The following is an 18,626-nucleotide window of genomic DNA, read 5'->3' on the forward strand; positions in this document are numbered from 1 at the left end:
GTCAGTTCTCCCTGGGGGTGAGCAGCACTTTGAGGTGGCCGCCGCGCGCGGCGGCGAGATCGGCGAACAGCTCGGGACCGGCTTCCAGCGGAAGCCGCCCGGTGATCATCCGTGCGGGGTCGAGCACGCCCTCGGCGAGGAGGGCGACGACCCGGGCGACGTCGTGGTTGTAGCCGAGGCTTCCCACGAGCGACCGCTCGTAGAAGGTCAGCGCGGTCAGGTCGAGGGTGGCGGGCCGGTCGCCGATGCCGGCCAGGACGATCCGGCCGCCGCGCCTTGCGGTCGAGACCGCCTCGACGGCCAGCTCGGGAACCCCGGTCGCCTCGATCACGACGTCGGGGCCGACCCGCCCGGTCCGCAGGAACACCTCGCGCCGGACGTCCGCGCCCTTCGGGTCGTAGGCCTCGGTCACCAGGTCGGCGACCCGCTCCCTGCGCTCGGCGCTCGGCTCGCTGACGAACACGCGGGCCGCGCCCGCGCTGCGCGCCGCGAGGATCGCCGCGACGCCGATCGGGCCCGCCCCGAGGACCAGCACGTCGTCGCCCGCCCCGACGCCCCCGCGCCGGACGGCGTGCAGCCCGACCGACAGCGGCTCGGCCAGCGCCGCGAGGTCGTCGGGCAGCCCGTCGGGCAGTCTGACCAGGCCGGCCGCGGGCACGAGGACGAGCTCGGCGAGACCGCCCGCCGAGGCGAGCCCGACCGAGCCGCCCTTCGGGCAGATGTGGTACTCGCCCCGCAGGCACCAGCGGCACTCACCGCAGCGCCAGCACGGATCGACGGCCACCCGGTCGCCCACCTCGACGCCCGGCACGGGCGAGCCCAGGGCCCGGACCGTCCCGCTGATCTCGTGCCCCAGGGCGAACGGCGGCCGCTGCCCGGTCAGGGGATGCGGCCCCGGCCTGATCATGTGCGGGCCGTCGGTGTACTCGTGCAGGTCAGTGCCGCACACCCCGCAGTAGGACACCTCGACCAGTGCCTCGCCGGGCGCCGGAGGCGGCGGCTCGGGCACCTCCTCCAGCCGGAGATCTCTCGGCCCGTGCCAGCGCAGCGCTCTCATCGCACCTCGAATAAAGGGGTTTTGTACCGGTCGGTCTATAAGACTTCGACCCCTTGGCCGGTGTCAAGCCCGATGCTATTCTGCCATTTCCCCGAATAAGGAGGAGTGGTCGCGGATGTACAGTCTCGCGAGCGTTCTCGACCAGCACGCGCAACGGCGTCCCGGTAAGACCGTTCTGGTCCAGGAGGACCGCCGGATCACCGCCGGAGAACTGCGCGACCGGGTGGGCGCGCTCGCCCGCGGGCTGCTCGGAGCGGGAGTCGGGCCCGGTGACGTGGTCGGGGTCCTGCTCTACAACCACGTCGAGTTCCTCGAGCTGCTGTTCGCGGTCAACCGGATCGGCGCGGTGATCCTCCCGCTGAACTACCGGCTCGCCCCCGCCGAGTGGGAGTACATCCTCGGCAACGCCGAGGCCGTCGCGATCGTCACCGAGAGCGAGTTCGCCCCGGCCGTCGGCGGCCTCGCCCTGGACCGGCTGCGCACCCGGATCATCCTCGACGGCCCGGCCGAGGGCTGGACGCCCTACGCCTCCCTGCTCGAGACGGGAGGCCCCGCGCCCGACCCGGTGGACGTGCCCGAGGACGGGCTCCAGCGGCTCATGTACACCTCCGGCACCACCTCACGGCCCAAGGGCGTGCGGATCAGCCACGGCAACGTGCTCTACAAGAACCTCGGCCAGATCATCCATCTCGGGCTCACCCACGAGGACGTCACGCTGGTGTGCGGCCCGCTCTACCACGTGGGCGCGCTCGACCTCCCCGCCCTCGCGACCTGGCACGCCGGCGGAAGCCTGGTCCTGGTCCGTAAGTTCGACGCCGGCGAGGTGCTCGCCGCGATGCAACGGGAACGGCCGACCAACGTCTGGCTGGCCCCGGCCATGATGAACGCCGTCCTGGAGCATCCCGCCCTCGCCGAGACCGACACCTCCTCGGTGCGGTTCATCATCGGCGGCGGCGAGAAGATGCCCGAGGCGATCGTCCGGCGGATCGCCGAGGGCTTCCCCGGCACCTGGTTCGCCGACGCCTACGGCCTGACCGAGACCGTCTCCGGCGACACGTTCCTGGACCGCGAACACGCCCTCACCAAGATCGGATCGGTCGGCCGCCCGCTGCCCCACCTGCGGGTCAGGGTGGTCGACGAGTCCGGCGCCGACGTCGCGCCCGGGGAGCTCGGCGAGATCGCCCTGCGCGGCCCGAAGGTCTTCCGCGGCTACTGGCGCGACGAGGAGGCGACCAAGCGGGCGATCCGCGACGGCTGGTTCCACACCGGGGACGTCGGCCGCCTCGACGCCGACGGCTTCCTCTACATCGAGGACCGCAAGAAGGACATGATCATCTCCGGGGGTGAGAACATCGCCACCCCCGAGGTCGAGCGGGTCCTGTACGAGCACCCCGCGGTCCTGGAGGCCGCCGTCGTCGGGCTGCCGCACGAGCGCTGGGGCGAGGTCCCGCACGCGTTCGTGGTGGCCAGGCCCGGCACCACCGTGACCGCCGAGGAGATCCGGGAGTTCTGCCGCGCCCGGCTGGCGAAATTCAAGGTCCCCGCCAGAGTCGATCTCATCGCCGAGCTGCCGCGCACCCCGTCCGGCAAGGTCCTCAAGCGCGTCCTGCGCGACGGGACCACCGGATGAGCGCCGCGCGGCCCGAGGCCGAGCTGCTGGAGATGTACCGCAGAATGCGCCGGATCCGCCGGTTCGAGGAGCGGGCGTCGGAGCTCTACCGCGACTCCGAGGTGCCCGGGTTCCTGCACCTGTCGATCGGCCAGGAGGCCACCGCCGTCGGCGCCTGCTGGCCGCTGCGCCCCGGCGACGTGGTCACCTCCACCCACCGAGGCCACGGCCACTGCATCGCCAAGGGCCTGGACACCGCAGGGATGTTCGCCGAGCTGATGGGCCGCGAGAGCGGCACCTGCCACGGCCGGGGCGGCTCCATGCACATCGCCGACCCCGGTCTCGGGATCTTCGGCGCGAACGGCATCGTCGGCGCGGGGCTCCCCATCGCCGTCGGCGCCGCCACCGCCGCCGAGCTGCGCGGGGACGGATCCGTCGTGGTCGCCTTCTTCGGGGACGGAGCCGTCGCCCAGGGCATGTTCCACGAGGCGGTGAACCTCGCCGCCGTCGACGACCTGCCCGTCATCTTCCTGTGCGAGAACAACCACTACGCCGAGTTCTCCCCTGCCGCCGCCCAGCACCGCGCCCCGCTCTCGGCCCGCGCCGCGGGCTACGGCATCGGATTCGCCCACGTCGACGGCAACGACGTCGTGGCCGTCGCGGACCTGGTCGCCGACCTGGCCGGGCGGATGCGCGGGGGAGCGGGCCCGGTGCTGGTGGAGGCCGAGACCTACCGCTGGCACGGCCACTACGAGGGAGACCCCGAACGGTACCGGGACGCCGCCGAGGTGGCGGAGAACAAGCGGCGCGACCCGCTGCTGCTCCTGCGCCTCCGGCTGAGCGACCAGGGCGCCGCCGACCGGATCGACGCCGAGATCGAGACGGAGATCGCCGCCGGGATCGAGGCCGCCAGGAACGCCCCCGCGCCCGCCGCCGAGAGCCTGTTCCACCATGTCGAGGCGGTCCGTCCGAGCGTCCCCGAACCCGCCCCCGCCAAGGGCGAGGACTTCCGCACCATGGACGCCGTCCGCCTGGCCCTCGAGCACGAGCTCGCCCTCGACCCGGACGTCTTCGTCGCCGGCATCGACGTCGGCGCCGGCGGCAACGTGTTCGGGCTGACCCGCGGGCTGGCCGCCCGCTTCCCCGGCCGCGTCAGGGACATGCCGATCTCCGAGACCGCCATCGTCGGGACGGCCGTCGGCGCCGCGATGGCGGGCATGCGCCCCGTGGTGGAGATCATGTACATGGACTTCATCGGCGTCTGCTTCGACCAGCTCCTCAACCAGGCCGCCAAGCTGCGCTTCATGACCGGCGGCCGGGCGAGCCTGCCCCTGGTCGTCCGGACCCAGTTCGGGGCGGGCAAATCCTCGGGCAGCCAGCACTCCCAGAGCCTCGAGGCGCTGCTGGCGCACGTTCCCGGGCTCACCGTCGTCATGCCGTCCACGCCCGCCGACACCTACGGTCTGCTGCGCGCGGCGATCCGCGACCCCAACCCGGTCGTCTTCGTCGAGAACCGGCTCCAGTACGGGCAGCGCGGCCCGCGGCCGCCCGACGACCACCTGGTGCCGATCGGGAAGGCGAAGGTCGTCCGGGAGGGCGCCGACCTCACCCTGGTCTCCTACTCGCGGATGCTGCACGACTGCCTGGCCGCCGCCGCGACGGTCGCCGAGGAGGGCATCGACGTCGAGGTCATCGACCTGCGGACGATCGCCCCACTGGACAAGGAGACCGTGCTGGCCTCGCTGGCCAAGACCAGCCGGCTCGTCATCGCGCACGAAGCCGTCCGGGACTTCGGCGTGGGAGCGGAGCTGGCCGCGATGGCCGTCGACGAGGGCTTCTGGCACCTCGACGCGCCCGTCGTCAGGGTGGCGCCACCGTCGATGCCCGCGCCCTACGCGCCCGCGCTCGAGCGGCTCTGGCTGCCCGACGGCGACGCGATCGCCGCGACGCTGCGGCGGGTCGCGGCGATCTGATCCGGTGGAACACCGGTCAGGCCGCGGCCCCGCTGAGGTCGTCGGACGGGTCCAGCACGAGCTCCGGATGCGCCTCGAGGAAGGCCAGGACCCGCTCCTCGAGGCCCCCGATGGAACCGCCCCCGGCCGTGCCCCCGGTCGCGAACCCGGCGAACAGGGTCGCGCAGTACTCGCGGGCGAGGAGGCGCGCGTCCCACGCGCCACCCGGACGGACCCACTGGTAGGTGTGGTTGTGCAGGTTCAGGAACTGGAGCATCGCCAGCCGGGCGTCCATCGGGCGGAACAGGCCCAGCTCCATCGCCTCCTCGAGCAGGCCCGTGACGATCGCCTCGAACTCGTCGCGCTGCTGCTTCAGCCGCAGCCGGTTCTCCTCGCCCAGCTGGCGGTAGTCGTGCTCGTACACCCAGATGTACTCCAGCCGGCGCATGATCATCGACAGGAGGGACTCCGACAGCAGCCGCAGCCGCAGCAGCGGGTCGGCGTCCAGCGCGGTGATGCGCCGCGCGGTGCCCAGCAGGGGCAGCATCACCCGGCCCTGGATCTCGACGAGCAGGTTCTCCTTGGAGCCGATGTAGTAGTACAGGGCGCCTTTGCTGAGCCCCGCCGCCTCACCGATCTCGTTGATCCCGGTCGCCGCGTATCCCTTGCGGGCGAACAGGCCGGCCGCGAGGTCGACGATCTCCCACCGCTTGGTCTCGTAACCCGGTCCATGTCCCGGCGGCTGAGGCATCGCGCTCCCTGCTGGTCGGCTCGGCGGGGCCGCGGGCCCTGTCACTCACAGGTGGTCATCATAGGTGGCGGCCGGCGCGAACGCCTCCGACAGAGCCTGGAGGGCGTCCGCGAGGAACCGGATCGTGCGCGGCGTCCGCGGATGGGCGAGGAATCCGCCGTGGATGACACCGGGATAGACGTGCACCTCGGTCGGCACCCCCGCCGCGGAGAGCCGGGAGGCGTAGGCGAGGTCCTCGTCGAGGTAGGCGTCCAGGTCGCCGACGCCGAGGAACGCCGGGGCCAGGCCCGACAGGTCGGTGGCGCGCGCGGGAGCGGCCGTCGGCGGGACCGGGCCGTCCGGCAGGGCGCCGAGGTAGGCGCCCCACGCCAGCCGCTGCGCCTCGATGGGCCACAGCCCCCAGTGGCCCGCCCCGGCCCGGAGGGCGAGCATCGACGGGGTCTCTTCGCGGTCGTCGAGCATCGGGTAGACGAGCAGCTGCAGGACGGGCTGAGTCAGTCCGAGGTCGCGCAGGCGCAGGCAGAGCGCGGCGGCGAGGCCGGCTCCGGCACTCGCCCCGCCCACGGCGACGCGGGCCGGATCGATCCCGTGCGCGACCGGGTCGGCGGTCAGCCGCCGCCAGACGGTCTCGGCGTCGTCGAGGCCGGCGGGGTAGGGATGTTCCGGCGCGAGCCGCCAGTCGACCGACACCGCCGCGCAGCCGAGCTCGGCCGCCATCCGGTCCAGCCGGGCGTCGTTCTCCTCCAGCGTCCCCATGATGTAGGCGCCGCCGTGCAGGTAGACGAGGCAGGGCAGGGGGCCCTCGAGCCCGGCCGGACGGTACCAGCGCACCCGCACGTCCGGCCGGCCGTCGATGCCGGGGATGAGCGCGTCGGACCGCCGGACGCGCGGATCGGCGCGTACCGGCGGCGGGCTGACCGCGGCGAGCGAGGACCGCAGGGTCGCGACGCTGCTGACATCCCAGCGGGCGAGCAGGTCGAGCCTTGTTCCGGGCTCCACCCGGCGTTCGATCTCCATCATCGTCTTGACGGGCTCCCGGGGTGAGGTTAGCGTGCAAATAAAAGATATGACAGTTCGTTATATGAACACAAGAGGGGACCGGTCATGACCGAAGCCTTCTCCGCATGGCTCGCTGATCTCGCGGCCGCACTGGAGACCGGATCCGAAACCGGGCTTGACGAGCTCTTCCTGGAGGAGGCGACATGGCGTGACTTCATGGCGTTCTCCTGGGACTTCAGCCACAGCGTCGGCCGGGCCGAGCTCGTGCCGCGGCTGCTGGAGCTCGCCAAGGACTGGGACGCGCGCGGCTTCGCACCCAGCGCCGAGCAGCCGCCCATCTCCGACGAGGAGGGCACCAACGCCTTCTTCGACTTCACCACCAAGGACCGGCGCGACCGTGCCTACGTGCGGCTCGTCCCGCAGGGGGAGCGGCTCGTCGCGGCCGTCCTGCAGACCCAGGTGGTGGGGCTGCTGGAGCACCCGGAGCGGATCCGTCACCATCGTGAGGAGGGCAAGGTCTACGGGACCGTCCCCCGCCGCACCCGCTGGTCGGATGACCGGCGCGCCGCCGCCGCCTTCGCCGACGAGGACCCGGCCGTCGTCGTGCTCGGAGCAGGGCACAACGGCCTCTCGATCGCGGCCCGGCTGGGCGCGCTCGGCGTGCCGACGCTCGTCATCGACCGAGAGGAGCGCGTCGGCGACGTCTGGCGCAAGCGCTACGCCGCGCTCGCCCTGCACAGCACCGTCTACGGCGACCACCTGCCCTACCTGCCGCTCCCGCCGACCTGGCCGGCGCACGCGCCCAAGGACAAGTTCGCCGACTTCCTGGAGTCCTACGCGAAGCTCCTCGACCTCAACGTGTGGACCGGCACGACCTTCCTCGACGCCGCCCACGACGAGCGGGAGGGGCACTGGGAGATCCGCGTCCGCCGCCCCGACGGCACGGTCAGGGAGCTGCGCCCGAGGCACTTCGTCGTGGCCGCGGGCCTGTTCGGGGGGCCGAAGGTTCCCGAGATCAAGGGGATCGAGTCCTTCACCGGCGTCGCGGTGCACACCGACGAGTTCCAGGACAGCGCCGCCTTCGCGGGCAAGAAGGCCCTCGTCGTGGGGGCCGGCGTCAGCGGCCACGAACTCGCCCATGACCTCTACGAGCAGGGCGCGGAGGTCACGATGCTCCAGCGCAGCGCGACCTACGTCGTCGACTACCCGACCTACCACCGGTACTGGTCGACGCTGTTCACCGAGGACATGCCCTACACGCCCGACTTCGCCGACCAGATGACCTACTCGCTGCCCGCGGTGCGGGTCGACGAGCTGAACAAGCGGCTGGTGAAGCTCGCGGCCGAAGCCGACCGGGAACTCCTCGACCGTCTCCAGGAACGCGGCTTCAAGCTCGAGTGGGGCCCGGACGGCACCGGCATCATCGGCGCCCACATGTCCGGCATGGACGGCTACCAGATCAACATCGGCGCGTCCGAGCTCGTCGCCGGCGGTCACATCCGGCTCAAGCAGGGGGCGGAGCTGGCCGAGGTGCGGAACGGGAACACCGCGGTCTTCACCGACGGCTCGGAGCAGGAGGTCGACCTCGTCCTGTTCGCCACCGGCTACCACCAGCTCTGGGGGCACATCAAGCCCACCCTCGGCGAGGCGGCGTCGCGGATCGACAAGGCCTACGGCCGGGCCGCCGACGGCGAGTACGCCAACACCTGGCGGCGCTCGGCCCAGCCGGGCCTGTGGTTCGGGACGGGCTTCATCCGGATGGCCCGCTTCTACACGACCTTCACCGCGTTGCTGATCAAGGCGATCGAAGAGGGCCTCGAGCCTTACGACCCGGAGCGGCCGGGCGTCACGGGGGACCCGGCCTGAGCCCCGCGGTCGCGGGCGGCTGCGCGTCCCGCGCGGAGACCCCAGACGCCCGCGACCGCGAGGGTGGCTCCGGCGCCGCCGTACACCATGCCGGACGGGCTCGCCATGACGTTGCCCGCCGCGTAGAGGCCCCCGATCACGTCGCCGTCGACGTCCAGGACCCGGCCGTCGGTGTCGGTGCGGGGGCCGCCCTTGGTGCCGAGCGCGGAGATGGCGACCTCGGCGCCGTAGAACGGCGGGGTCTCGACCGGCCCGAGCGTCGCGAAGGGCGACGCGGGGTCGGTGAGGCGCCCGCCGGGGAAGCGGTCGAACAGGCTCGCCCCGCGCGCGAAGTCCGGGTCGGTCCCCGTGCGCGCGTCGGCGTTGAACCTCTCGGCGGTGGCGGTCAGCGTCCCGGCGGGCAGGCCCAGGGCCTCGGCCAGCCCCTCCAGGGTCGGCGCGCTCCTCACCCAGCCGGGGACCTCGCCGCCGGGCGCGGCGCCGAACACCCCGAACCGGTCGACGGTGGACTGGTCGAAGACCAGGTAGGCGGGCACGTTCCGGTAGTCGAGCCGGGACTCGTCGAGCCGGTGGAAGGCCCCGCCCAGTGCGTTGTAGTTCGCGGCCTCGTTGCCGAAGCGCTCGCCGTGCCGGTTCACCATGATCGCGCCGGGCAGCGCGCGTTCGCGCGAGGACAGCAGGTCCGCGGGACCGCCGTCGCGCCGGACGCCAGGGACCCGCACGACGGGAGACCACCAGGCCTCGCGCATGTTGCCGAGCTGGGCGCCGATCCGCATCGCCATGCGCAGCCCGTCGCCGGTGTTGGACGTCGCCCCGACGGGCCGCGTGAGCGGGCCGCGCAGGAAGTCCCGGACGAGGGCGGGGTCGTACTCGAACCCCCCGGTGGCCAGCACGACCGCACCGGCCCGCACGATCGCGGAGTCCTCGAACTCCACCCCGGTGACGGCGCCGTCCGCGGTGACGAAGCGGACCGCCCGGCGGCCGGTCTCCAGGTGCACCCCGTGGTCGAGGCAGGACTTCAGAAGGCCGCCGACCAGGGCCCGGCCCAGCCCCTCCAGCCCGGCGGCCTCGCGCTCGGCGAGCACGGCGGCCGGCAGGACCCCGGTGCCCCCGCCGAGCGGCATCTCGCGGATCAGCAGCCGTCTGACGTCGCCGCCGATCCGCTCGCTCCAGTCGCCGAGCCCGGCGAAGGAGAACAGGTCCACCTCGATGGAGCGGCCGCCGCCCGGCAGCCCGCCGGGGTGTTCGGGGTGATAGTCGGGGTAGCCGCCGACGAGCAGGAACCGCAGCTCGGTGTGCTCCTCGACGAACTCCACGAACCGCGGGCCGCCCTGGACGAGCGCCTCGGCCAGCTCTTCGAGGATCATCCCGTTGGAGAGGCTGAGGAGATACTCCAGGCCCCGCTCGGTGGAGTCCTCGATGCCGGCCTCCCGTGCGGGCCGGTTGCCGGGGATCCAGATCGTTCCGCCGGACAGCGCGGTGGTCCCGCCGACCAGGTCCGCCTTCTCGAAGAGGGCGACGCTCGCCCCTTCGACGGCGGCGGCCAGCGCGGCGGTGAGTCCCGCGGCCCCCGATCCGAGGACGACGACGTCGTAGGTATCAGGCATGGCCACGCCCCTAAGAGTGCTAATAATGCACACCAGTGTTCGTCAAGTGCACTTCCGGGGATGCTAGCTCCGCCTCCGGCACGTCGCAAGGGCGCCTCAGCCGGCCGGGAGCTCCGGCGGGACCGGGCGCAGGGCCTGGCCGATCCGCTGGGCGGCCTTGACGACCTGTGCCTCGGCCACCGCGGCCTGGTCCTCGCGGTGGGTGATGATGTTGACACAGGCGCGGGGATGGGTGTGCGGCACCGGGGCCGCGACGGCGTAGGCGCCCACCAGCACCTCGCCCAGGCTGGTGGCGTAGCCCCGCTCGCGGGCCAGCGTCACCTGGGCCGGCTCGTCCGCGGCGGGACCGCCCGCCGACATCAGGGCGTAGCCGGCGGCCCCCCGGTCGAGCGGCGTGCGCATGCCGCTGCGGAAGGCGATGTGGTGCGTCGCGGTGGTGGGCTCGACCAGCTCGATCGCCACGGCCTCGCGGCCCTCGGCGACGAACAGCGCGACCGTGCAGCCGAGCTCGTCGGCCGTCTCGCGCAGGATCGGCAGCGCGGCCTCGCGCAGCGTGGGCAGGTAGGCGCCGGCGAGCGTGGCCAGGCGCGCGCCCGGATGGTAGGCGCCGTCGCTGCCGTGGGCGACCAGCCCGAAGTCGGCCAGCGTCTGCAGGATCCGGTAGGCGATCGACCGGTGGACGTCGAGCTCACGGGCCAGGTCCTGGACGGTCATGCCCCGGCCCGACTCGACGACCGCCATGAGGGCGTGCAGACCGCGGGCGAGGGTCTGGCTCCCCGTCTGCGCACGTCCGGTCGCCGATCCCGCCATCAACGAGCCTCCTGTGATCTCCCCGAACCGACCGCCGGTCAGCCTAACGTAACCCGCCCGGCCCGCCCTGGGCGTTGACGGCCGTCACCTCGAAGACTACCGTCCATCCATATATCGAATCATTGCGTGCAAATAGTGATACATGGAGGTGGGGCGGTGTCCGTCGCCCTCTGCACGACCTCGCACTCTCCGCTCATCGGCCTGCACGACCCGCCCGATGACGTGAAGGCCGAGGTCGACCGAGCGCTCACCGAGGCCCGGGGGTTCGTCGAAGACTTCGCCCCCGACCTCGTCGTGATCTTCGCGCCGGACCACTACAACGGCTTCCTCTACGAGGTGATGCCGTCCTTCTGCATCGGCGCCGCCGCCACTTCGGTGGGCGACTACGGCCTGCCGACCGGCGACCTGTCCGTGGACGCCGAGACGGCTCGCCTGCTCGCCAAGCGGGTCCTGGACAGCGGCGTCGACGTCGCCGTCTCCGAGGCCATGCGGGTCGACCACGGCTTCGTGCAGCCGCTGTCCTTCCTGTTCGGCTCGCTGACCTCGGTCCCCGTCGTCCCGGTCTTCGTCAACTGCGTGGCCGAGCCGCTCGGGCCCGCGGTCCGCTCCCGGCTCCTCGGCTCCGCGATCGGCACCGCGCTCCGCGACCTCGGCCGCAGGGTCCTGGTCGTCGGATCGGGCGGGCTGTCGCACGACCCTCCGGTGCCGCGCCTGGCCGAGGCCCCGCCGGAGGTCGCCGAGCGGCTGACCCACGGCAGGAGCCCCACACCGGAGCAGCGCCGGGTGCGGGAGAGCCGCACCGTCGCCGCCGCCGGGGAGTTCGCCCGCGGCGCGGGCGGGTTCCGGCCGCTCAACCCCGCCTGGGACGCCGAGGTCCTCGCCGCCCTGGCCGCGGGCGACTTCGCCGCGATCGACGGCCGCCCCAACGCCTGGTTCACCGAGCAGGGCGGCCACTCCGCGCACGAGGTGCGGACCTGGATCGCCGCCTACGCGGCGCTGGCGGCCTCGGGCCCCTACACCGTCCGGTCCAGCTACTACCGGGCGATCCCGGAGTGGTTCGCCGGATTCGCCACGACCACCGCACTCCCCGTGGAGGCAGCGTGAACGCCCCCGACGTCATCGTGGTGGGCGCGGGCCCCACCGGCCTGATGATCGCCAACCTGCTCGGCCTGCACGGCGTGCGCGTCGCGGTCTTCGAGGCCGGGCCCGAGCTCATCGACTACCCCCGCGGCGTCGGCATGGACGACGAGACGCTGCGGACCTTCCAGGCCGCCGGGCTCGTCGACGAGGTGCTCCCGCACACCATTCCCCACCAGCTCCTGGTGTTCGTCGACGCCGCGCAGCGCGACCTCGCCCGGCTGGCGCCCCCGGCCTCGGAGTTCGGCTGGCCCCGCCGCAACGGGTTCGTCCAGCCGCTCGCCGACCGGGTGCTCCTCGACGGCATCGGCCGCTTCGACCACGTCGAGGTGCACTGGTCGTCCCAGGTGACGTCGTTCACCGAGGACGAGGGCGGCGTCGCGGTCACCGTCACCGGACCGGACGGCGAGCGCACCGTCAGGGCGTCCTACGTGGTCGGGGCCGACGGCGGGCGCAGCACCACCCGCAAGGCGCTCGGGCTCGGCTTCGCCGGCGCCTCGGCCACCGCCGACTGGTTCGTGATCGACATCCGCAACGACCCGCTCGGCAGGCCCGGCGCCTACGTGTGCGCCGACCCGCGGCGCCCCTATGTCTCCATCAGCATCCCGCACGGCATCCGCCGGTTCGAGTTCATGCTCAAGCCGCACGAGACCGAGGCCGAGGCGATGACGGACGCGTTCGTCACCCGCCTGCTCGAACCGCTCGTCCCCGCCACCGCGAAGGTCGAGATCATCCGCCGCCGGGTCTACACCCACCACTCGCGGATGGCCGAGCGCTTCCGCTCCGGGCGGGTCTTCCTCATCGGCGACGCCGCCCACGTGATGCCCGTCTGGCAGGGGCAGGGGTACAACAGCGGCATCCGCGACGCCCTCAACCTGTCGTGGAAGCTCGCGATGGTCCTGCGCGGCGCCGCAGGGGACCGGCTGCTCGACAGCTACGAGGCCGAGCGGTACGACCACGTCCGGGCGATGATGCAGCTGTCGATGTGGGTCGGCCGCGCCGTCTCGGTGACCAGCAGGGCGGGGGCCGCCGTCCGCAACGGGTTCCTGCGGGCCGTCTCGGCGGTGCCGAGCGTCAAGAGCTACATCGTGCAGATGCGGTTCAAGCCGATGCCCGCCATGAAGGACGGCGCCCTGACCAGGACGGGATCGGCCGCCGAGCCCGGCCCCGTCGGCCGGCTGTTCCCGCAGCCCACCGTCGCCACCCGCGAGGCGCCCTCGACCAGGCTCGACGACGCCCTCGGCCCCTGGTTCGCGCTCGTCGCCTGGAACAACGACCCGCGGGCGATCCTCGACGACGACGCCCGCGCCTGGCTCGCCGCCGCCGGGGTCCGCCTGGTCACCGCGCGGCCCGCCGTCCAGCTGCACTGGGACGACACCGGCCCCGGCGCCGCGGGCCCGGACGAGCCCGTGCTCGTCGTCGGCGACCTCGACGGCTCGCTCAAACGCTGGTTCGACGCCCGCCCGGAGTCGGTGCTCCTCGTGCGCCCGGACAGGATCGTCGGGGGAGCGAGCCCCGCCCACGCAGCCTCCGCCATGGTCAGGGCGTTCGCCGACGCGATCGGCGCGCCCGCCCCCACTCCCTCTTTGGACACCATATGAGTCTCTGGACCGAGCTCGAAGGGCTCGACTACTCGATCCGGCACGTCCAGGTCGGCCCCTGGTCGACCCGCGTGCTGGAGACGGGCTCCGGCACCCCGCTGATCCTGATGCACGGGACCGGCGGCCATCTGGAGGCCTTCACCCGCAACCTGCGCGCCCTCGGCGCCCGCCACCGGGTCATCGCCTACGACTATCCCGGGCACGGCTGGACCACGCCCGCCGAGGCAGACCTGGAGATCGACGACTACATCGGCCACCTCCTCGGCCTCATGGACGCCCTCGGCGTCGAACGCGCCCACCTCAGCGGCGAGTCCCTGGGCGGCTGGGTCGCGGTGAAGTTCGCCGCCCTCCATCCCGGACGCGTCGACCGGCTCGTGCTCAACACCCCGGGCGGCACCATGGCGACGCCCGAGGTGATGGAGCGCATCCGCTCCCTCAGCCAGGCAGCCGCCGACGACCCGGGGGAGGAGCGCGTCCGGACCCGCCTGGAGTGGCTCATGGCCGATCCGCGCTCGGTCACCGACGAGCTCGTGGCCGTCCGGCGCGGGATCTACGGCAGGCCCGGCTTCGCGCGGTCGATGCGGCACCTGCTCTGCCTTCAGGACCCGGAGATCCGGCGCCGCAACCTCGTGACCGACGAGGAACTCACCGCCGTCGCCGCCCCGACCCTCGTCATCTGGACCAGCGACGATCCCTCCGGGCCCGCGAAGGCCGGCCTCGACATGGCCGAGAGGATCCCCGGCGGGGAGTTCCGGCTCATCGAGAAGGCCGGGCACTGGCCGCAGTGGGAGCAGCCCGAGCAGTTCGACCGGCTGGTCCTGGACTTCCTGGAGCAGCGATGACCGCGCACATCGAGAAGGCGGCGGCGCGCCTGCACGAGGCCGCGCTGACCGGGACGCCCTGCGACCCGGTCGCCGACCTGCTCGGCCCCACCGACATCGACGCCGCCTACCGGACGCAGCGCCTGCTGACCGAGCGGCGCGTCGCCGCCGGAGCCCGGATCATCGGCCGGAAGATCGGCCTCACCTCCGAGGCCGTCCAGCGGCAGGTCGGGGTGGACCGGCCCGACTTCGGCGTGCTCTTCGACGACATGCGGTTCGAGGACGGCCAGGAGATCCCCATCGGGCGGCTGCTCCAGCCCAAGGCCGAGGCCGAGGTCGCGTTCCTGCTCGAACGCGACATCACCGACGCCCAGGACGCCGCCGCCGTCAGGGCGGCCGTCGCGCTCGCCTTCCCCGCACTGGAGATCGTCGACAGCCGCGTCGCGGACTGGCGCATCGGCATCACCGACACCGTCGCCGACAACGCCTCATCGGGCGTGTTCGTCCTCGGCGGCACCGGCCTCCCGCTCGACCGCTTCGAGCCCGCCCACGTCGTGATGCGGATGAGCAGGGATGGCGAGACCATCTCGTCGGGGACCGGCCGCGCCTGCCTCGGCGACCCGCTCAACGCCCTCGCCTGGCTCGCCGCGACCGCGATCGAGCTGGGCGACCCGCTGCGCGCGGGAGACCTCGTGCTCTCCGGCGCGCTGGGCCCGATGGTCGCCGTCGCCGCAGGAGATCGCATCGAAGCGGAGATCACGCCGCTGGGGCCCGTGACGGCCCTGTTCTCGACCAAGGGAGAAGGCGCATGAGCAGCGGAACAGGGGTCGCGATCGTCGGCTCCGGCAACATCGGCACCGACCTGATGTTCAAGATCCTGCGCGGTTCCGGGACCCTCAGGGTGGCCGCGATGGTCGGCATCGACCCCGCCTCGGACGGCCTGGCCCGCGCGGCCCGGCTGAAGATCGCCACCACCGCGGACGGCGTCGAGGGGCTGCTCGCGATGCCCGCGTTCGACGACGTCGAGATCGTCCTGGACGCCACGAGCGCCGCGGCCCACCTGGCCAACGCCGCGCTCCTGGCCCCCCACGGACGCCGCCTGGTCGACCTGACCCCGGCGGCGATCGGGCCGTTCGTCATCCCCCCGGTCAACCTCGAGGAGCACCTCGACGCCCCCAACATCAACATGGTCACCTGCGGCGGCCAGGCCACCATCCCGATCGTGGCCGCGGTCTCGAGGGTCGCACCCGTGCCCTACGCCGAGATCGTCGCCTCGGTCGCGTCGCGGTCGGCGGGACCCGGAACCCGGGCGAACATCGACGAGTTCACCGAGACGACCGCGCACGCCATCGAAGCGGTCGGCGGCGCGGGGCGCGGCAAGGCCATCATCATCCTCAACCCGGCCGAGCCCCCGCTCATCATGCGCGACACCGTGCTCTGCCTGATCGGCGAGGCCGACCACGAGGCGGTGCGGGAGTCGGTCGAGCGCATGATCGCCGAAGTGGCGGCCTACGTGCCCGGCTACCGGCTCGCCCAGCCCGTGCAGTTCACCCCGGTCGACCCCGGCGAGGTGGCGATCCTGCTGCCGCCGGGCTCCGCCCCCGCGGTGACCAAGGTGACGGTCTTCCTCGAGGTCGAGGGGGCCGCCCACTACCTGCCCGCCTACGCGGGCAACCTCGACATCATGACCGCGGCCGCGACCCGCGTGGCCGAGCGCATCGCCGGGCGGATCGCCGGCCGGACCAGGACGGGGGCATGACGATGACCGAGATCTACGTGCAGGACGTGACCCTGCGGGACGGCATGCACGCCCTCCGGCACCGCATCACGCCCGAGCTCGTCGGGCGGATCGTCTCCGCCCTGGTCGGAGCGGGAGTGCCCGCGATCGAGATCGCCCACGGCGACGGGCTGGCCGGAGCCAGCCTCACCTACGGCCCCGGCAGCAACACCGACTGGGAGTGGATCGAGGCCGCCGTCGCCAACGCCGGCGACGCGATCGTCACGACCCTGCTGCTGCCCGGCGTGGGAACGGTCGCCGACCTGCGGCGCGCCCACGCCATGGGAGTCCGCTCGGTCCGCGTCGCCACCCACTGCACCGAGGCCGACGTCTCCGCCCAGCACATCGCCGAGGCGCGCGAACTCGGCATGGACGTCTCGGGCTTCCTGATGATGGCCCACATGACCGGCCCCGCCGAGCTCGCGGAACAGGCCAGGCTCATGGAGTCCTACGGCGCGCACTGCGTGTACATCACCGACTCGGCCGGGCGCCTGGACATCGACGCCGTCCGCGCCCGTGTCCGTGCCTACCGGGACGTCCTGGACGAGAACACCCAGATCGGCATCCACGCGCACGAGAACCTGTCGCTGTCGGTCGCCAACTCCCTGACGGCCGTCGAGGAGGGCGCCTACCGTGTCGACGCCTCGCTGACGGGTCTCGGCGCGGGAGCGGGCAACGCCCCGATCGAGGCGTTCACCGCCGTCGCCAACCTGCGGGACTGGAAGACCGGCTGCGACCTGTTCGCCCTGACCGACGCCGCCGACGACCTCGTCCGCCCGCTCCAGGACCGTCCCGTCCGGGTCGACCGCGAGACCCTGACCATCGGCTACGCGGGCGTCTACGGCAGCTTCCTGCGCCACGCCGAGATCGCCGCCGCCTCCTATGGGGTCGACGCCCGCGACATCCTCCTGGAGGCCGGCCGCCGCAAGCTCGTCGGGGGCCAGGAGGACCTGCTCACCGACATCGCCCTCACCCTCGCCACCCGGGCGAGCTGACCCCGGATCCGCACCGGGCCAGGAACCGCGGACGCCTCGGCGGGCGGGAGGGGGATCGTCCCTCCCGCCCGCCGAGGCGTTCGTCAGGTGTTGCGGCCGCCGTTGACGCCGATGAGCTGGCCGGTGATGTAGCCGGCCTCCTCGGAGGCGAGGAACGAGCAGGTGGCGGCGATGTCCTCGGGCCTGCCGACGCGGCGGACCGGGGTGCGCTGGATGTGGTCCTCGACCGTGCCGCCGAGCAGGTTGCGGGTCTCGGCGCGGCGCAGCATCGGGGTGTCGATGAAGCCCGGCGGGATCGCGTTCACGGTGATCCCGGCCGGGCCGAACTCCAGGGCGAGGGACTTGGTCAGGCCGTTGACGGCCGACTTGGCCGAGACGTAGTGGGCCATGTAGGGCTGGCCGGAGTGGGTGCTGGAGGAGGAGATGTTGATGATCCGCCCCCAGCCCGCCTCGATCATGTCGGGCAGCGACGCCTGGACGCAGTGGAAGACGCCGTGGAGGTTGACGTCGATCACCCGGCGCCACGCCTCGAAGCTGAGATCGGTGAAGCGCTTGGTGCCGTCCAGGCCGGCGCAGTTGACCAGGACGCCGACCGGGCCGAGGTCCTCCCGGACGAGCGAGAGCGCCTTGTCGATCTGGTCGCGGTCGGTGACGTCCACGACATGGGAGTTCGGGATCTCCGAGGGCTGGAGATCGAACACCGCGACCTTGTGGCCGTCCGCGGCGAGCCGTTCGGCGATGGCCCGGCCGATGCCCGAGCCGCCGCCCGTGACGATGGCCGTCCGGCCCGTCACTTGAAGGCCTCGTCGCCGAAGATGGTGGTGCGGTGCATGGTCCGGCGCGAGGAGGCGTCGTAGGGCAGCGCCCGGTGGAGCATGCCGGTGTTGTCCCACATGACGAGGTCGCCGACCTGCCACTCGTGGGTGTAGACGAACCGCTCCTGGGTCGACCAGTCGCGCAGCTCGTCCAGGAGGGCGCGGCTCTCGTCGGCGGACAGGCCGACGATGTGGTCGGCGGTGGTGCCGATGACCAGCGAGCACCGGCCGTCGCGGCGCCGCCAGACGAGCGGGACCTCCTGGCTCGGGACCGACCGCCACTGGGCGATCTGCTCGTCGGTCGGGTTCGGGTTGAGTGCCCGCTGGGACGCCTCGAGGCTGTGCACGACGGTCAGGTTGTCGATGCGCTCCTTCTCCTTGTCCGGCAGGTTCTCGTAGGCCGCGTAGGTGGAGGCGAACTCGGTGCCACCGCCCACCATGGCCACCTGGCGGGCGCTCAGCATCGTCGCCTTGATCGGCACCGGGTCGGTCGTGCCGTCGATGTGCCAGTTGAAAGTGCCCTTGAGGTACTCGGCCGCCGGGTTCACCGACGGGTCGAGCGACACCTTGAAGATCTCCCTGCCGCCGAACGTGACGACATCGCCGAACTTGCGGCTCAGCGTGATCTGGGTCTCATCGTCGAGGTCCGCGCCGCGCAGCAGCAGGACGCCGCGCCACTTCAACGCCTCGACGCACCGTGCGATCACGACGTCGTCCAACAGGTCGTCGATCCCGCTTATCTCCACGCCCAGGCTGGAACTCAGCGCCTTGGTCTCCATCGCGAGAACCTCCCTTTCATTGATGAGAATCATACTCTCGGACCCTCGGT

The 18,626-nt window shown here is 72.6% G+C and carries 16 protein-coding genes; 9 read left to right on the forward strand and 7 right to left on the reverse strand.

Annotated features, from left to right (window positions below):
- Window position 1: 1 nt before the first annotated feature.
- Window positions 2-1,057 (reverse strand): alcohol dehydrogenase catalytic domain-containing protein, encoded by a 1,056-nt coding sequence (locus ABD785_RS09445; RefSeq protein WP_344824827.1) that lies wholly within the window; start codon window positions 1,055-1,057, stop codon window positions 2-4.
- Between the two features lie 115 nt (window positions 1,058-1,172).
- Between ABD785_RS09445 and ABD785_RS09450 the strand changes: the two genes are divergently transcribed.
- A complete protein-coding gene (locus ABD785_RS09450; protein ID WP_344824829.1) occupies window positions 1,173-2,687 on the forward strand; it encodes an acyl-CoA synthetase in 1,515 nt (504 codons plus the stop codon).
- A complete protein-coding gene (locus ABD785_RS09455; RefSeq protein WP_344824832.1) occupies window positions 2,684-4,639 on the forward strand; it encodes an alpha-ketoacid dehydrogenase subunit alpha/beta in 1,956 nt (651 codons plus the stop codon). Before ABD785_RS09450 ends, ABD785_RS09455 begins: the two co-directional genes overlap by 4 nt.
- A gap of 16 nt (window positions 4,640-4,655) precedes the next feature.
- On the opposite strand, the gene ABD785_RS09460 is transcribed toward ABD785_RS09455, so the two are convergent.
- Window positions 4,656-5,369 carry a TetR/AcrR family transcriptional regulator gene (locus ABD785_RS09460; protein WP_344824835.1) on the reverse strand — a complete coding sequence of 238 codons (714 nt, stop codon included), beginning with the start codon at window positions 5,367-5,369 and terminating at the stop codon, window positions 4,656-4,658.
- A 45-nt stretch (window positions 5,370-5,414) separates the two neighbouring features.
- Window positions 5,415-6,389: an alpha/beta hydrolase gene (locus ABD785_RS09465; protein ID WP_344824838.1), complete on the reverse strand. Its 975-nt coding sequence runs from the start codon at window positions 6,387-6,389 to the stop codon at window positions 5,415-5,417.
- A gap of 84 nt (window positions 6,390-6,473) precedes the next feature.
- Here ABD785_RS09465 and ABD785_RS09470 point away from each other — a divergent pair, with 84 nt between their 5' ends.
- Window positions 6,474-8,234, forward strand: a complete 1,761-nt coding sequence (locus ABD785_RS09470; protein WP_344824841.1) for a flavin-containing monooxygenase — start codon at window positions 6,474-6,476, stop codon at window positions 8,232-8,234.
- On the opposite strand, the gene ABD785_RS09475 is transcribed toward ABD785_RS09470, so the two are convergent.
- Both ABD785_RS09475 and ABD785_RS09480 read right to left on the reverse strand, forming a co-directional pair.
- Complete coding sequence (locus ABD785_RS09475) at window positions 8,192-9,841, reverse strand: FAD-dependent oxidoreductase (protein ID WP_344825626.1); 1,650 nt, start codon at window positions 9,839-9,841, stop codon at window positions 8,192-8,194. The two genes, ABD785_RS09470 and ABD785_RS09475, sit on opposite strands and share 43 nt — an antisense overlap.
- Before the next feature lie 96 nt (window positions 9,842-9,937).
- Window positions 9,938-10,651 (reverse strand): IclR family transcriptional regulator, encoded by a 714-nt coding sequence (locus ABD785_RS09480; RefSeq protein ID WP_344824844.1) that lies wholly within the window; start codon window positions 10,649-10,651, stop codon window positions 9,938-9,940.
- A gap of 156 nt (window positions 10,652-10,807) precedes the next feature.
- Between ABD785_RS09480 and ABD785_RS09485 the strand changes: the two genes are divergently transcribed.
- From ABD785_RS09485 to dmpG, 6 genes are read left to right on the forward strand one after another with little or no spacing between them, the layout of a single operon-like run.
- The gene (locus ABD785_RS09485; RefSeq protein ID WP_344824846.1) at window positions 10,808-11,755 is read left to right on the forward strand and encodes a 3-carboxyethylcatechol 2,3-dioxygenase; all 948 of its coding nucleotides are present in this window, start codon (window positions 10,808-10,810) and stop codon (window positions 11,753-11,755) included.
- Window positions 11,752-13,389, forward strand: coding sequence for a bifunctional 3-(3-hydroxy-phenyl)propionate/3-hydroxycinnamic acid hydroxylase (locus ABD785_RS09490; RefSeq protein ID WP_344824849.1), 1,638 nt, complete (start codon window positions 11,752-11,754; stop codon window positions 13,387-13,389). Before ABD785_RS09485 ends, ABD785_RS09490 begins: the two co-directional genes overlap by 4 nt.
- Window positions 13,386-14,231: an alpha/beta fold hydrolase gene (locus ABD785_RS09495; protein WP_344824851.1), complete on the forward strand. Its 846-nt coding sequence runs from the start codon at window positions 13,386-13,388 to the stop codon at window positions 14,229-14,231. Before ABD785_RS09490 ends, ABD785_RS09495 begins: the two co-directional genes overlap by 4 nt.
- On the forward strand, window positions 14,228-15,022 hold the full coding sequence (locus ABD785_RS09500) for a 2-keto-4-pentenoate hydratase (RefSeq protein WP_344824853.1): 795 nt from the start codon (window positions 14,228-14,230) through the stop codon (window positions 15,020-15,022). Before ABD785_RS09495 ends, ABD785_RS09500 begins: the two co-directional genes overlap by 4 nt.
- Complete coding sequence (locus tag ABD785_RS09505) at window positions 15,019-15,969, forward strand: acetaldehyde dehydrogenase (acetylating) (protein ID WP_344824856.1); 951 nt, start codon at window positions 15,019-15,021, stop codon at window positions 15,967-15,969. The genes ABD785_RS09500 and ABD785_RS09505 overlap by 4 nt, the downstream gene beginning before the upstream one ends.
- The gene (dmpG, locus tag ABD785_RS09510; protein WP_344824858.1) at window positions 15,966-16,982 is read left to right on the forward strand and encodes a 4-hydroxy-2-oxovalerate aldolase; all 1,017 of its coding nucleotides are present in this window, start codon (window positions 15,966-15,968) and stop codon (window positions 16,980-16,982) included. Before ABD785_RS09505 ends, dmpG begins: the two co-directional genes overlap by 4 nt.
- 83 nt (window positions 16,983-17,065) lie before the next feature.
- Here the strand turns inward: dmpG and ABD785_RS09515 are convergent, their stop codons facing one another.
- Both ABD785_RS09515 and ABD785_RS09520 read right to left on the reverse strand, forming a co-directional pair.
- Window positions 17,066-17,776, reverse strand: coding sequence for an SDR family NAD(P)-dependent oxidoreductase (locus tag ABD785_RS09515; protein ID WP_344824861.1), 711 nt, complete (start codon window positions 17,774-17,776; stop codon window positions 17,066-17,068).
- Window positions 17,773-18,576, reverse strand: coding sequence for a TauD/TfdA dioxygenase family protein (locus ABD785_RS09520; RefSeq protein ID WP_344824863.1), 804 nt, complete (start codon window positions 18,574-18,576; stop codon window positions 17,773-17,775). Before ABD785_RS09520 ends, ABD785_RS09515 begins: the two co-directional genes overlap by 4 nt.
- Window positions 18,577-18,626: the final 50 nt, after the last annotated feature.

The organism is Actinocorallia longicatena, assembly GCF_039534125.1.
GTDB classification, from domain to species: Bacteria; Actinomycetota; Actinomycetes; order Streptosporangiales; family Streptosporangiaceae; genus Actinocorallia; species Actinocorallia longicatena.

What these genes read in the sequence shown, in the direction of transcription:
- ABD785_RS09475 (WP_344825626.1), bottom strand. Translation starts at nt 9,841, where the DNA reads ATGCCTGATACCTACGACGTCGTCGTCCTCGGATCGGGGGCCGCGGGA.
- ABD785_RS09495 (WP_344824851.1), top strand. Translation starts at nt 13,386, where the DNA reads ATGAGTCTCTGGACCGAGCTCGAAGGGCTCGACTACTCGATCCGGCAC.
- ABD785_RS09450 (WP_344824829.1), top strand. Translation starts at nt 1,173, where the DNA reads ATGTACAGTCTCGCGAGCGTTCTCGACCAGCACGCGCAACGGCGTCCC.
- ABD785_RS09520 (WP_344824863.1), bottom strand. Translation starts at nt 18,576, where the DNA reads ATGGAGACCAAGGCGCTGAGTTCCAGCCTGGGCGTGGAGATAAGCGGG.
- ABD785_RS09500 (WP_344824853.1), top strand. Translation starts at nt 14,228, where the DNA reads ATGACCGCGCACATCGAGAAGGCGGCGGCGCGCCTGCACGAGGCCGCG.
- ABD785_RS09505 (WP_344824856.1), top strand. Translation starts at nt 15,019, where the DNA reads ATGAGCAGCGGAACAGGGGTCGCGATCGTCGGCTCCGGCAACATCGGC.
- dmpG (WP_344824858.1), top strand. Translation starts at nt 15,966, where the DNA reads ATGACGATGACCGAGATCTACGTGCAGGACGTGACCCTGCGGGACGGC.
- ABD785_RS09465 (WP_344824838.1), bottom strand. Translation starts at nt 6,389, where the DNA reads ATGATGGAGATCGAACGCCGGGTGGAGCCCGGAACAAGGCTCGACCTG.
- ABD785_RS09470 (WP_344824841.1), top strand. Translation starts at nt 6,474, where the DNA reads ATGACCGAAGCCTTCTCCGCATGGCTCGCTGATCTCGCGGCCGCACTG.
- ABD785_RS09445 (WP_344824827.1), bottom strand. Translation starts at nt 1,057, where the DNA reads ATGAGAGCGCTGCGCTGGCACGGGCCGAGAGATCTCCGGCTGGAGGAG.
- ABD785_RS09460 (WP_344824835.1), bottom strand. Translation starts at nt 5,369, where the DNA reads ATGCCTCAGCCGCCGGGACATGGACCGGGTTACGAGACCAAGCGGTGG.
- ABD785_RS09455 (WP_344824832.1), top strand. Translation starts at nt 2,684, where the DNA reads ATGAGCGCCGCGCGGCCCGAGGCCGAGCTGCTGGAGATGTACCGCAGA.
- ABD785_RS09480 (WP_344824844.1), bottom strand. Translation starts at nt 10,651, where the DNA reads ATGGCGGGATCGGCGACCGGACGTGCGCAGACGGGGAGCCAGACCCTC.